Annotated in this window: 12 protein-coding genes; 3 read left to right on the top strand and 9 right to left on the bottom strand. The window is 67.1% G+C overall.

Annotated features, from left to right (window positions below; translation table 11 throughout):
- Window positions 1-77: 77 nt before the first annotated feature.
- Window positions 78-761, bottom strand: coding sequence for a class I SAM-dependent methyltransferase (locus tag LOK44_RS28805; RefSeq protein WP_237573505.1), 684 nt, complete (start codon window positions 759-761; stop codon window positions 78-80).
- 36 nt (window positions 762-797) lie between these two features.
- Between LOK44_RS28805 and LOK44_RS28800 the strand changes: the two genes are divergently transcribed.
- A complete protein-coding gene (locus LOK44_RS28800; RefSeq protein WP_237573504.1) occupies window positions 798-1223 on the top strand; it encodes a MarR family winged helix-turn-helix transcriptional regulator in 426 nt (141 codons plus the stop codon).
- 157 nt (window positions 1224-1380) lie between these two features.
- Here the strand turns inward: LOK44_RS28800 and LOK44_RS28795 are convergent, their stop codons facing one another.
- The 8 genes from LOK44_RS28795 to rpsB form a co-directional block, all read right to left on the bottom strand.
- On the bottom strand, window positions 1381-3390 hold the full coding sequence (locus tag LOK44_RS28795; RefSeq protein WP_237573503.1) for a primary-amine oxidase: 2010 nt from the start codon (window positions 3388-3390) through the stop codon (window positions 1381-1383).
- A gap of 5 nt (window positions 3391-3395) precedes the next feature.
- Window positions 3396-4922, bottom strand: coding sequence for an APC family permease (locus LOK44_RS28790; RefSeq protein ID WP_237573502.1), 1527 nt, complete (start codon window positions 4920-4922; stop codon window positions 3396-3398).
- A 46-nt stretch (window positions 4923-4968) separates the two neighbouring features.
- Complete coding sequence (locus LOK44_RS28785; protein WP_237573501.1) at window positions 4969-5718, bottom strand: ABC transporter ATP-binding protein; 750 nt, start codon at window positions 5716-5718, stop codon at window positions 4969-4971.
- A 1-nt stretch (window position 5719) separates the two neighbouring features.
- Window positions 5720-6286: an FtsX-like permease family protein gene (locus LOK44_RS28780; protein ID WP_237573500.1), complete on the bottom strand. Its 567-nt coding sequence runs from the start codon at window positions 6284-6286 to the stop codon at window positions 5720-5722.
- Between the two features lie 95 nt (window positions 6287-6381).
- Window positions 6382-7548: an ABC transporter permease gene (locus LOK44_RS28775; RefSeq protein ID WP_237573499.1), complete on the bottom strand. Its 1167-nt coding sequence runs from the start codon at window positions 7546-7548 to the stop codon at window positions 6382-6384.
- Window positions 7549-7705: 157 nt separating this feature from the next.
- Window positions 7706-9133, bottom strand: a complete 1428-nt coding sequence (locus tag LOK44_RS28770) for an amidase (protein ID WP_237573569.1) — start codon at window positions 9131-9133, stop codon at window positions 7706-7708.
- Window positions 9134-9303: 170 nt separating this feature from the next.
- Window positions 9304-10119 (bottom strand): translation elongation factor Ts, encoded by an 816-nt coding sequence (tsf, locus tag LOK44_RS28765; protein ID WP_237573498.1) that lies wholly within the window; start codon window positions 10117-10119, stop codon window positions 9304-9306.
- 11 nt (window positions 10120-10130) lie between these two features.
- Complete coding sequence (gene rpsB / locus LOK44_RS28760) at window positions 10131-10973, bottom strand: 30S ribosomal protein S2 (RefSeq protein ID WP_237573497.1); 843 nt, start codon at window positions 10971-10973, stop codon at window positions 10131-10133.
- Between the two features lie 344 nt (window positions 10974-11317).
- Here rpsB and LOK44_RS28755 point away from each other — a divergent pair, with 344 nt between their 5' ends.
- Both LOK44_RS28755 and LOK44_RS28750 read left to right on the top strand, forming a co-directional pair.
- Window positions 11318-11809 carry a M23 family metallopeptidase gene (locus tag LOK44_RS28755; RefSeq protein ID WP_237573496.1) on the top strand — a complete coding sequence of 164 codons (492 nt, stop codon included), beginning with the start codon at window positions 11318-11320 and terminating at the stop codon, window positions 11807-11809.
- Between the two features lie 33 nt (window positions 11810-11842).
- On the top strand, window positions 11843-12811 hold the full coding sequence (locus LOK44_RS28750; protein ID WP_237573568.1) for a TIGR03621 family F420-dependent LLM class oxidoreductase: 969 nt from the start codon (window positions 11843-11845) through the stop codon (window positions 12809-12811).
- Window positions 12812-12939: the final 128 nt, after the last annotated feature.

Here is a 12939-nt window from a genome sequence, read left to right as displayed (position 1 = left end):
TTTCCCCGCGAGCGTGCGTGTCTGCGGGCGACACGCCGCGCCCGAACCCGAGTTAGCGCACGCTCGCCAGTGCCGACTCAGGCCAGGTGGGCGGACAGCAACCACGCACCGACCGTCATGCGGCCGTTGCCCAGGTTCTCGAGGCTCTCGCCTGCGAACTCCTTGAACCCGGTGTAGCTCGCGGCGACCTGGACGTGGATGCGCGCGGGACGGATCTCCTCGACGGTCCAGTACGGCGCGACGGCGGCACGCAGCTCGGGCTCGGTGACCGCGTTGACGGTGCCCGCGGGCATCGTGGTGGCATCGAAGACCAGCACGAAGTATGACGCGCCCGGTGCCGCGGCGCGGACGATCGACTGCTGGTACCCGTCCCGCAACTCGACGGGCATCGAGTGAAAGAGAGTGCTGTCGACGATCGTGCCGAATCGGCCGTCGTATCCGGTGAAGTCGCTGATGTCGGCGACGTCGAAGGTGACGTTGGACAGGCCGCGGCGCTGGGCTTCGGCGCGGGCGAGGTCGATCGCGGTCTCGGACTGGTCCAGGCCGACGGCCGTGACACCGCGCTCGGCGAGGTGGAGCGCCGTCGCTGCCTCCCCGCAGCCGGCGTCGAGCACGTCGCCGTGGAACCGGCCCGCGTTGATCAGTGCGGCGATCTCGGGCTGAGGTTCGCCGATGCTCCACGGCGGCTTGGTGCCGAATCCCACCACGTCGGCCTCGCCGCGGTAGGCGGAGTCGAACATCTCGTCTGTCGGTCGCGTCATCGTTCCTGTTTATCAATGTAGTTGATATGTGTCAATATGATTGACATGACAGGAGATGAAGGTCAGCCCCTGGGCTACCTGTTGACCAGGGTGGCGACGGCGCTGCGCACCGAGGTGACCGCCACGGTGCTGGACCCGATCACGCTGTCGTTCCCGCAGTACGTCTGCATGCGGATCCTGTCGCACTCGCCGGGCCGGTCGAACGCCGAACTCGCCCGCGACGTCAACGTCTCCCCGCAGGCGATGAACATCGTCGTCCGCAGTCTGGAGGAACAGGGGCTGGTGGTCAGGCCCGCCAGCGTGTCGTCGGGGCGCTCGCTGCCCGCCGAACTGTCCCGCGACGGCACGGCCCTGCTCGCGAGCATCGATGCGGGCGTGCGCGACGCGGAGGCCAAGGTGCTGGCCCCCCTCGACCAGAACGACCAACACCACCTGCGCCGCCTGCTCGCCAACCTGACCTGACGGTTCTCCCGCGAGCGTGCGTGTCTGCGGGCGACACGCCGCCGCAGAACGCGAGTTCACGCACGCTCGCGACGGGAACGCGTTCGCGCCTGCTGCCTCCCCACACGCCAACGTCGGCGACCGCAGGGATCGCGGTCGCCGACGTGGGTCGAACGTGTCAGGACTCCCGGGCGCGCTCCGCGACCGGCAGGCCCGCTGCGGCGTGGCACGCCTTCGGCGGTGACGGCGGTAGGTCGAGTGCTGGGTTGCCATCGAAGAACCCGACCGGCTTGAGGTGGAAACCCGTGTACGCACAGGGCATCACGGGCCAGTCCTCGGGCCGCACCACGTGGTGTGCACCCAGGGTGTACCAGAGCACGACGTCGGTGTCTTCGAGCGGCGCATCGTCGGCGATGAACTCCGGCAACCCTTGGGCGTCGTTCGACTGGTACATGTAGTCGCCCGCGGCGAACATCTCCGCGGGGTCGTACTTGGTGACCCAGAGGTTGTGCTGGACGAAGCGGGCCCGGTCGTAGATGTAGGAGCCCTCCTGCACCATCACCGGAACGATCTCCTTGGGCACCAGCTTGTAGGCCACCGGCGCACCGAGTTCGTTCTGCTTCGACGGGTTGGCGATCTTCCAGTACCGGCCGGTCTTCCAATCCCAGTCGCGCGCGCCTTCGGCCTCCGATGCCACCAGCGTGTCCTTGGTGATCCAGGCATTGTGGTACGGGTTCAGCTCCGGATCCGGCTCGGGAACCGAATCCACCTCGTACACACTGTTGCTCGCACCGTCGACGCTCATGTCGAGCCGGAAGTTGAAGAAGTGCTGGTGATTCGGGCCGTAGATGCCCGGCGCCACCATCTTGCCCCACCGTGGCACCTCACCCTCGGCGACGGCACCGGTGGTCAGCACGCCCGACAGCTTCACCTCGACCTCGATCGAGGCATCGTTGTAGAGATACCAGAAGAACCCGTACTCGTAGTTGCCGACGGTGCAGATCATCGAGATGACCAGCCTGCGCGACCGCCGCACCTCGACCTCCTCGGTACGGAAGTCGGTGTGCTTCCACGAGATTCCGAAGTCCTCCTCGTGCATGCAGATGGCATTGGGAATCACCACCGCATTGCCGCTCGAGTCGTTGACCGTGCCGTCGAAGTAGTGGATCTCGCCTAGACAGTCACAGCCCAGCGTCAGCGGATTGGCCGAGAACCCCATGCCGACCTCGCCCATGTCGAACACGTTCTTGTTCCAGTGCGTGGGCGACGTGTCGCCGTACGGCACCACCATCTCCGACAGCGAACCGCGGTACATGATGGGCCGCACCTCCCCGCGGTCGGTGTAGGTGATCTCGTGCAGGGTGATGCCCTCGCGCGGGTTGAACCCGATGCGCAGGGACCACTTCTGCCACTGCACCTTCCACCCGTCGACGGTGAAGCTGGGGCCCTCGGGCTGAGTGATCTCGATCGGCTTGACGTCGGACCGGAACTCGGTGAACGCCGGCCGGTTGTTCGGGTCGAACATGAACTGCTCGGAGTAGTTGCCCGCGGTCGGAGGCAACGGCACCACGCCGTGGTCCTCGATGTCGATGACCTTCATCTGGTCGAGGTCGAAGGTGACGATCAGGCCCTCTACCGGACGGGCGTACCCGTGCTCGGACGGTGCCGAGCGCATGAACGTCAGCGGACGGCAGAGCAGCGGCGCGTTCTCGTAGTGGTCCTGGGCGCCGTAATAGCCTGCGGGCCAGGGGTCGATCATCGCGAGGCCGAAGTCGGTGACGCCACGCTTGCGCATCGCCTCCTGCCACCGCGGGTCCTCGCGGACTTTCTCCTCGACGCCGGCCATGTGCTCGACCAGGTAGGAGGGGAAGCGCCCGGGCACTGCCTTCCACGAATCGATGACCCGAGCGCCGAGGTCGACGACCGCCTCGTAGATCATCTTCGCGGCCGCGTCGTACATGCTGGCGAACGCGCACCGCGGCACGTCGAGCACGCCCTCGAACGTCAGGCCCGCGTTCTTCGACGGCTCCGCCAGCTGAATCATCACGAACTTCAGTGTGGGCGTGCCGTACTCGGAGGCCATTATGGTCGACGCCGCGGCCTCGATCTCCGCCCCGCTCAACGGATCCAGCGGATACCGCGTCGTCGACTCGCCGGTCGACGTGGCAACCGTGTCTTCCATCGTCATGTGTATTACACCGCTTCCGTGTCGGACTTCGCGTCCTTGTTGAGGTCGAAGACTGCCAGGTGTGCCAGCGCGTCTTCCTGACTTACCTTGTGTGCCGACCGGCGGCCGAAGAAGTACACGACCACGCCGAGGGCGAACATGCCCAGGCTGATTCCGCCGACCCACGTCATCCACGTGGCTTGCGGCACGTCGATCCAGGGGGTGACGAACGAGTAGTAGATGCCGCCGATGGTGCCGATCGATCCGACGATGACCACGATCCAGACGCCGACCATGCCGCCGGGGATGCGCCAGAACTTCTCGGTGTCGTAGCGATCGGCGTACTTCTTGCGGGCGACGACCACCGGGATCAGGAAGAAGAACCCGGACAGCAGCCACACCGTGCTCAGGCCGCCCTGCAGGTAGATCGTCACGTTGGCCATGCTGCTCTGCGAGTACAGCCCCACCAGGATCAGCGACGAGATCACGCCTTGAATCAGGATGGCCGACACCGGGTTACGGGTGCGCGGGTTGAGGTGGGTGAAGATGCGCGGCAGGTGACGCTCGAGGCCGGATACGAAGATCAGCCGCGAGTAGGCGACCTGGTAGGTCATCAACGCCACGATGATGATGCCTGCGAGGATCACCGCCGAGACCTCCATGAGGCCCGGGAAGCCTGCGACGTCGAGCATGCCGATGATCCCGGTCACGGGGTCGATTTCGTCGCTCGGTAGAGCCATCATCGTGCCCAGCGTCGTCAGCAGGTAGATCGCCACCAAAGCGGTGGAGCCCCAGAGGATCATCCGCGGGCCGCTCCTGCGCACCGACAGGAACTCCGCTCCCATGTTGTAGGGCGTCTCCACACCGAGCAGGTACAGCAGCACGGTGCCGTAGAGGAAACCGGCGACGGCGAAGTTCGGGATGGTGGCTTCGGCCCAGCTGAACGGCGTGGCCGACCCGTTCTCGACCGCGAAGAGCAGTCCGCAGACGAAGATCGTCAGCGTCAGGACGCCGTAGACGACGAAGACGACGTTCATGATCTTCTGGTTCGCCGACAGCTTCGCCAGCGCCAGACCGATCACCGTCCACAGGATGACCAGCTGCAGGATGATGCTGGTGGTCAGGCCGAGTTCGGTGTGGAAGGCCAGGAGCAGGAACTGCAGCACGACGGCGGGCGACGACGCGGCGTTGAGGATGACTGGCACCCAGGACAGGTAGCCGCCGATGAAGCCCCAGGTCTCACCCATGGTCCGGTAGGCCCAGATGTAGACGCCGCCCTGGCCGGGCCAGAGGTTGCCCAGTTCGACGACGGCCATGCCAGCGGGGACCAGGAACGTGAGGATGCCGAGCACCCACATGGGGATCGCCGTCCAGCCGCCCGCGGCCATGATCGAGGAGCCGGTGACCCAGCAGATGATGAAAACGTATGCGGCGGTAAGGCCGAACGTGCTCATCACCTTGGGCAGGATCTGCTCGGGGACGAGTTCGGTGGTCATGAGTTTGTCGCGGTCAGCGGGCGTGGAAGGCGGTGACGCCTCGATGTTCTGTGTCATGCGTTCTCTTTCAGGGGGGATCGAACGGCAGGGGGTGAGGTGCTGGTCAGGTGACGATCTGTCCGTCTCTCATGCGGACGACACGGCTCGCTTCATCGGCCACCGTGGGATCGTGGGTGCTGGCGACGACCGTGACGCCGAGTGTGGAGCACAGCTCGCGCAGCATGCGAACTACCGTCTCGCCGGTCCGGTGATCGAGGTTGGCGGTCGGTTCGTCGGCCAGGACGAGCGTCGGGTTGCTGATCAGCGACCGCGCGATCGCGGTGCGCTGCTGCTCACCGCCGGACATCTTGGTGGGCTGGTGGTTCACGCGGTGACCGAGGCCGACGAGTTCGAGCAACTCGGTCGCACGCTTGCGCAGTGCCTTGCGGTCGTACGGTTCGAACATCAGTGGCAGTTCGACGTTCTCGACCGCCGAGAGGAACGGGATCAGGTTGTAGCTCTGAAAGATGAAACCGATCGTGTCGTGGCGGAGCGCGGCGAACTGGCTCTCCGACAGTTGCGCGGTGTCGCGGCCGCCGACCTTCACCACGCCCTTGGTCGGACGGTCGAGGCCGCCGATGATGTTGAGCAGGGTGGACTTGCCGCTGCCGCTGGGCCCCATGAGGCAGACGAATTCCCCTGGCATCACGGTGAGTTCGGCAGCAACGAGAGCCTTGACGACCTCGTCGCCCAACTTGTGTAGCTTCCACACGTCGGAGACCTCGATGACGGGTGCGGCGCCAGGGTCCGCCACGAAGGCCGTTGCCGGAGCGGCGACCTCGGTGATCTCGCCTGCGTCGTCGATGGTGGTCATGTCAGCCTCCCGTGGACAGTGAGCGGATGGGCGGCCGCGACGCTGCGGTCCAGGTGGGCAGGATGCTGGTGGCGATCGCGGCGGCGATGCTCACCACGATGGCGATGCCGGCGCCGGCCAACAGCCCCACCGTCGAGACGCCGGTGGCGACCAGACCGAGGGCACCGAGCGCGAGACCGATCACGGCAGCCAGAGCGGCACCGGCGACGGCGCCCAGCACCGCGGCGACCATCGGCTCGACGAGCAGCGCGGCGATCACGGGCTTGCGCGGAATTCCGTTGGCACCCAACACACCGAGTTCCTTGGTGCGGTGCGCGACGGTGCGCGTGGTTGCGACCGCCACCTCGACGACGCCGACCAGCAGCACGGTGACGGCGATCAGCATCACTGCGCGTCCGATCTCGTCGGCATGGCCGAGTGACGCCGACTGCGCCCTGATGCCATCGGCCATGCCGAACACGATGACCACCAGGAATGCGCCCGTCGCGGTCGTGATGACCGGCAGCACCATCTCACCGATGCGGCGACGCGCGGACAGCCAGCCGTAGGCCAGACCCTTGCTCAGCATGTCTCCGGTCCTCTCGTCTTCGCGCGAGCGCTCATCGTTGTCGGATTCTCTTCGCGCGAGCGCTCATCGTTGTCCGATTCTCTTCGCGAAAGCGCTCATCGGTCACCCAAGAGATCGACCGGCTTCTGTTGCAACAGCTTGTGCACCGGCACCAGCGCTCCGACGATCGCCATCGCGGGCAGGAAGGCCGCCACCATCCCCGCCGCCTGAGCCCAGGCCAACGGAGTCGCGATACTCGGGATGACAAGTGCCACAGCGGCTCCCGCACCCAGCACGCCCACCAGATAGGCGACGACGAACACGATGGCCGACTCCACGAGGAAGAAGTACAGGACCTCGTCGGCCAGCCCGATGCTCGACATGATGCCGAACTCGCGCTTGCGTTCGGCGACGGCCGCGAGGAACGACGACAGTGCGATGACGAAGCCCAGCCCCAACCCGATCATCGAGATGAGCCCGAGCGTCGAACTGGTCACCTTGCCGGAGAACAGCGCCGAGAATTTCTGCTCGAAGGTCAGCGGCCCGGAGCCGCCGACGGTGTCGTAGATCAGCCCGGCTCCGGCGGGATCCGGCGTCACCGACGGGTCAGCCGTGGCGGGCAGATCGACCGCAGCGCCGAATCGCTGCGCGAGGTCGCGACGCTGCTCCTCCCCCGGCGGCGCGAACACCGTCCACCAGCCGTTGGTGCCGACGACGCTCTGCGCCAGGGCCGAGGCGACGGTGACGCTCTGCCCCTCCCCGGTGATCTGCGCCTCGAGCGGTTGGCCGCCGACGACGATCGAGTCACCGGGCGCCACGCCCAGCCGCTCGGCGAGGGCCGAGCCGAGAACTGCTTGCCCCGAAGGAATGTCGTCCCGCCCGCGCACGGACACCCGGACGCCGTCGACGTCCGTCACACCCGACAGGGTGCGCACGGCACGCCAGCCGTCGGGCACGGTGATCGCCGGTGTCTCTCCCTCCGCGATCAGCGCCTCGGACTCCGGGTCGTACTGCACTCCGGCCGCGGGCACCGCCCACAACTGGGCGCCGTCGAGGACGTCGGTGACCGAATCCGCTCCGGTGATTGCGAAACTCGCCGAGATGGTCCTGACGATCGTCACGCACGCGATCGCCAGGGCGATGCCCAGCACCGACAGCACGAACCGCTCGGGTCGACGACGGATGTTCGCCAGCGCGAATCGCACGAGGCACATGAACGTGCTTCCCGATGCCGAGGTGGCGATCTCCGGTGGTCGAGCGGTGGCGGTCGCAGATGTCTCCACACGAGAGATGTTGGGAGCAGCACGTTTCGCGCATAGCTATTTACGGTGTCGTCAAGGTTAACGGCCATGCCCCTGCGTTACCGAGGGATTTCGGTGCACCAACGGATTTCGTCGACCTCGCAGGGCCATAACTCGAATTATGTTCTGGAGCTAGGAATTAGCCCGAAGGATTCCGCAGCTGCGGCCACGGTGCCGCCGCCTCCAACTCGTAGGCCAGTTCGAGCAACACGTCCTCACGCCCTGCCCGCGAGCTGAACATCATGCCGACCGGCAGGCCCGAGGTGGACCGAGCGAGCGGCAGCGAGATCGCCGGGTCGCCGGTGACGTTCTGCAGCGGGGTGAACGCCACCCACTCCACCAGTCGCGAGATGATCTGGTCGTAGTCCGCGGTCGGGTCGAGGTGGCCAATCCGCGGGGTCTCCTCCGCCAGCGTGGGCGTCAGCAGCACGTCGTAGCCCGCGAGTTGGCGCTGCATCCGCCTGCGGATGGTGGAGAGCCGGGCGATGGTCAGCGGTAGTCGGTGCAGATTGCGCCCGGCGTGCCGCTCCAGCCCGAGCGTGAGGTTGTCGAGCTTTGTCCGGTCGAACGACGGTCCAAACCGCTTGCGGCCACTGCGCACGAGGGCGAACGCGAGCAGCGACCAGTACAGCAGGAAGTCGTCGATGAAGGACTCCGGCACGGGCGGCACGTCCAGGTACTCGACGTGATGTCCGAGGCGCTCGAGCAGCGCCCCGGTGTCCAGCGTCCGATCACGGATCTCCGGGCCGGCTTCGCGCAGCACCGACTTGGTGTAGACCGCGACGCGCAGACGTCTGCTGCCGGGCCCGGTGATGGCGCCGATGGGTGGCAACTTCGGGTTGCGCCAGACGGTTTCGACGTTGCGGTAGAACGTCGCCGTGTCGCGCACCGAACGCGTCACGACGCCGTTGGCGACGATCCTGATCGGCATCTCGCGCATGTCGGCGTCCAGCGGCAGCCGCCCACGGGTCGGCTTGAGCCCCACCAACCCGTTGCACGCGGCCGGAATCCGGATCGAGCCACCACCGTCGTTCGCGTGGGCGATCGGGACCACGCCTGCGGCGACGAAGGCGCCGGACCCCGACGACGAGGCACCGGCCGTGCGCTCGGTGTCCCACGGGTTGCGGACCGGCCCGATGCGCGAGTGCTCGGCCGAGGCACTGAACCCGAACTCCGACAGCTGGGTCTTGCCCAGCGGTATGAGGCCCGTCGAGAGGTAGGCCCGCGCGAAGTCGCCGTCCACCTTGGCCGGACGCGGATCCCAGGCATCCGTACCGTCCATCGTCGGCATGCCCGCCACGTCGACGTTGTCCTTGACGAACGTGGGCACCCCGTCGAAGGCGCCACCGAAGCGATGCGGGGTCGCGGCGCGGGCTCGCGCACGGTCGAACGCCTCGTACGCCAGTCCGTTGAGCGCGGGGTTCACCTTCTCGGTGCGCGCGATGGCCGCCTCGACCACCTCGGCGCGCGACACCCGGCCCGCGGCGAGTGCTTCGGCGACGCCCATGGCGTCGAGGTCACCGAGCGCGTCGTCGGCGAAAGCGGAGATGGGCTGGGCGGTATCCATGGCGCTGACGGTACCAACCCGTACCGCGGTGCCGTCGAACTGGAGCGTCACGTCGCCCGAACCACCTCTGCGCGACGCTACGCTCCAGTTCGGCGAGGCTGAGACCCCGCAAACGAGAAGACCCCGCGCCCCAGGGAGGGGCGCGGGGTCCTTCGTTGCGCTGATGCTGACTAGGCCTGGCCGACCTCGAAGCGGACGAACCGCGTCACGGTCACGCCGGCGTCGTCGAGCAGCGCCTTGACGGACTTCTTGCTGTCGGACACCGAGGGCTGGTCGAGCAGCACGACGTCCTTGAAGAAGCCGTTGAGGCGACCCTCGATGATCTTCTGCAGCGCCTGCTCGGGCTTGCCCTCGTTGCGGGCGGTCTCCTCGGCGATGCGGCGCTCGTTGGCCACCAGCTCCTCGGGCACCTCGTCACGCGTCAGGTACTTGGCCTTCAGCGCGGCGATCTGCAGAGCGACGGCGTGCGCCGCCTCCTTGGAGTCACCCTTGTACTCGACCAGCACGCCCACCGCGGGCGGCAGGTCGGCTGAGCGCTTGTGCAGGTAGGTCTCGACCTGGCCGTCGAAGTACGCGGCACGGCGAAGCACGAGCTTCTCGCCGATCTTCGCACTCAACTCGGCGATGACCTGCTCGACGGTGGTGTCGCCGACCTTGGCAGCCTGCAGCTCGGCAACGTCGGTGGCCTTGGCGGCCGCCGCAGCGGTGACGATCTGATCGGCGACGCCCTGGAACTCCGCATTCTTCGCGACGAAGTCGGTCTCGGAGTTCAGCTCGATGAGCGCGCCGTCCTTGGCCGCAACCAGGCCCTCGGCGGTCGCACGCTCAGCGCGCTTGCCGACGTCCTTGGCGCCCTTGATGCGGAGCACCTCGACGGCCTTGTCGAAGTCACCATCGGACTCGGCCAGCGCGTTCTTGCAGTCCATCATTCCAGCGCCGGTCAGCTCCCGAAGTCGCTTGACGTCGGCAGCGGTGTAGTTCGCCATTCTCGGCTCTCCTAGGAGGATTCAGTGGTCATTTCGGTGGGCGCGGCGTCTCCGCCGGCCGCAGGTGCGGCGGGTGCAGACGCCGTGGCGCCTGCCAGCAGCTCCTGCTCCCACTCGGCGAGCGGCTCGACGGCGCCTTCGGTGCCGGCTTCGGTCTTGCCTGCGCCGGCCCGGGCCTGCAGGCCCTCGGCGACCGCGGAGGCGATCACCTTGGTGAGCAGCGCGGCCGAGCGGATCGCGTCGTCGTTACCCGGGATCGGGTAGTCGACCAGGTCGGGATCGCAGTTGGTGTCCAGGATCGCGATGACCGGGATGTTCAGCTTGCGGGCCTCGGCAACGGCGAGGTGCTCCTTGTTGGTGTCGACGACCCAGATCGCCGACGGCACCTTGGCCATGTCGCGGATACCGCCGAGGCTGCGCTCGAGCTTGTTCTTCTCGCGGGTCAGCATCAAGATTTCCTTCTTGGTGCGACCCTCGAAGCCACCGGTCTGCTCCATCGCCTCGAGTTCCTTCATCCGCTGAAGGCGCTTGTGCACGGTCTGGAAGTTGGTGAGCATGCCGCCCAGCCAGCGCTGGTTCACGTACGGCATGCCGACGCGGGTGGACTCGTCGGCGATCGACTCCTGCGCCTGCTTCTTGGTGCCGACGAACAGAACCGTGCCACCGTGGGCGACGGTCTCCTTGACGTACTCGTACGCCGAGTCGATGTAGGTCAGCGTCTGCTGCAGGTCGATGATGTAGATGCCGTTGCGGTCGGTGAAGATGAACCGCTTCATCTTGGGATTCCAGCGACGGGTCTGGTGCCCGAAGTGCGCGCCGCTGTCGAGCAGCTGCTTCATTGTTACAACAGGCATGATTGCCTTGTCCTTACATGTTGACGGTTGCCGTCCGGCATCGGGTGACACCGAACCCTGGCGTCTGTTGCGTGCCGGACCCGCCTCATAGGAGGCGGGACCGCCCGGCATGCGTGTGCAGCCTTGGACCCTGTCGTGTGAACTCCGGGGTCGGACTGCGGCACAGGCGCGCGAAGTCAGTCCGCCGAAGCGAACTGCGGGACTGAGTTTACACCGTTGACGTGCGTGCTTTCGCCACGCGCAACCGGTGGCCGCAGCCGCGAACTCCACGACGGTGCTGCGTTTATCCCCAGGCGCGACCCGGACCCCTTCCGTCTCCGAGTCGAATGCGCTGAGCTGGACTTATGCGGATTCTGATGGCACTGCTGACGGTTGGGCTGGTCGCCGCCTCGCCGGCAGCCGCCGACGACGGACGGCTGGACTGGCCGCTGCGCCCACGACCGGCGGTGGTGCGGGTGTTCGACGGGCCGAAACCCGACTGGAAGCCCGGCCACCGCGGCGTCGACCTCGAGGGCGTCGACGGTCAGACCGTGTACGCAGCCGCGCCGGGCACCGTGGTGTTCGCGGGCGAACTGGCCGGCCGGCCCGTGGTGTCGGTCGCGCATCCCGGCGGGTTGCGGACGAGCTACGAGCCCGTGCGGGCGACGGTCAGGCCTGGCGCGCTCGTTGGCGCCGGCACGCCGATCGGCCAACTGGCTGTCGGCCACTCCGGCTGCTCGGCGCCGGCGTGCCTGCACTGGGGCGCGATGTGGGGTGCGGCGTCGCGCGCGGACTACGTCGATCCACTCGGACTGCTGGTCACCACCCGGATCAGGCTCAAGCCGCTACGCACGTGATTGAAGATCCCCGCGTTGCGGGAACACGTCCGCATGGTGATCGCCGCAGAGACACACCGCACCCGGCCCATGAGGTTCGGGCTGACGACCGCACTTCCGCGTGGCCGAGAGTTCGCGGATTACGCGGTGGCAGTCGAGAGCGTCGGGTTCGACGTCATGACGTTCGCGGACCACCTGGTTCCCACGATCTCGCCGTTCGTGGGCGCAACCACCGCCGCGATGGCCACCACCCGGATGCACACCGGCACGCTGGTACTCAACAACGACTTCCGTCATCCCGTCGAGGTCGCCAGGGAGACCGTGTCGCTGGCGGCGGTCTCGGGCGGGCGGTTCGAGCTGGGGCTGGGCGCTGGCCACATGAAGCCCGAATACGACGCGGCGGGACTGAAGTTCGACTGGAGCGGGACGCGGGTGGACCGGCTGGTCGAGTCGGTCGAGGTCATTCGCGCGCTGCTAGCCGGACATCCGGTCGACGTCTCCGGCGAGCATTACCGGGTGCACGCAGCCGCCGGCGAATTGGTGTCGCCCGCACCAAAGGACGTGCCACTGTTGATCGGCGGCAACGGAACTCGCGTGCTCCAACTGGCCGGGGCATTCGCCGACATCGCGGGCTTCGCAGGCATCACGCACAGCCACGACGCGTCGCGGGTCACGCTGTCGCACTTCGACGACGCGGGCCTCGCCGAGCGCATCGCGGTGGTGCGCGAGGCGGCGGGCGACCGGTTCGACGCGATCGAGTTGAACGCCCTGATTCAGTTCGTCGTTCCGACGTCTGACCGGGCGTCGGCGGCGGCGGAACTGGCCGCGATGTTCCACGTCCCGTCCGGACTGATCCTCGAATCGCCGTTCGTCCTGCTCGGCACCCACGACGAGATGGCCGAGACGCTCGTCGATCGGCAACGCCGCTACGGGATCAGCTACTGGACCGTGTTCGACGAGGTGCCCGGCCGCACGTCGGCGCTGCCCGACATGGCGAAGGTGATCGCACTGCTGCGCGGCTAGGTGTACTGACCACGGACGTTAGGTACGGCGTGGCGTGGTGACATAACGAAGACCTCCGAGTGAAGTGCGAGCTGTCTAGGAACGCACCAACTCACTCCGGAGGTCTTCGTGTCCCACCGTAATGCCCC

The organism is Mycolicibacterium lacusdiani, assembly GCF_021916785.1.
In the GTDB taxonomy this organism is placed as follows: Bacteria; Actinomycetota; Actinomycetes; order Mycobacteriales; family Mycobacteriaceae; genus Mycobacterium; species Mycobacterium lacusdiani.
The sequence above is the reverse complement of the archived record's forward strand: the minus strand, read 5'-3'. Positions and strand labels throughout refer to the sequence as shown.

Bases quoted from the DNA above. Each gene is read 5' to 3' on its own strand.
- LOK44_RS28805 (WP_237573505.1), bottom strand. From the start codon at position 761: ATGACGCGACCGACAGACGAGATGTTCGACTCCGCCTACCGCGGCGAG.
- LOK44_RS28800 (WP_237573504.1), top strand. From the start codon at position 798: ATGATTGACATGACAGGAGATGAAGGTCAGCCCCTGGGCTACCTGTTG.
- LOK44_RS28795 (WP_237573503.1), bottom strand. From the start codon at position 3,390: ATGACGATGGAAGACACGGTTGCCACGTCGACCGGCGAGTCGACGACG.
- LOK44_RS28790 (WP_237573502.1), bottom strand. From the start codon at position 4,922: ATGACACAGAACATCGAGGCGTCACCGCCTTCCACGCCCGCTGACCGC.
- LOK44_RS28785 (WP_237573501.1), bottom strand. From the start codon at position 5,718: ATGACCACCATCGACGACGCAGGCGAGATCACCGAGGTCGCCGCTCCG.
- LOK44_RS28780 (WP_237573500.1), bottom strand. From the start codon at position 6,286: ATGCTGAGCAAGGGTCTGGCCTACGGCTGGCTGTCCGCGCGTCGCCGC.
- LOK44_RS28770 (WP_237573569.1), bottom strand. From the start codon at position 9,133: ATGGATACCGCCCAGCCCATCTCCGCTTTCGCCGACGACGCGCTCGGT.
- tsf (WP_237573498.1), bottom strand. From the start codon at position 10,119: ATGGCGAACTACACCGCTGCCGACGTCAAGCGACTTCGGGAGCTGACC.
- rpsB (WP_237573497.1), bottom strand. From the start codon at position 10,973: ATGCCTGTTGTAACAATGAAGCAGCTGCTCGACAGCGGCGCGCACTTC.
- LOK44_RS28755 (WP_237573496.1), top strand. From the start codon at position 11,318: ATGCGGATTCTGATGGCACTGCTGACGGTTGGGCTGGTCGCCGCCTCG.
- LOK44_RS28750 (WP_237573568.1), top strand. From the start codon at position 11,843: ATGGTGATCGCCGCAGAGACACACCGCACCCGGCCCATGAGGTTCGGG.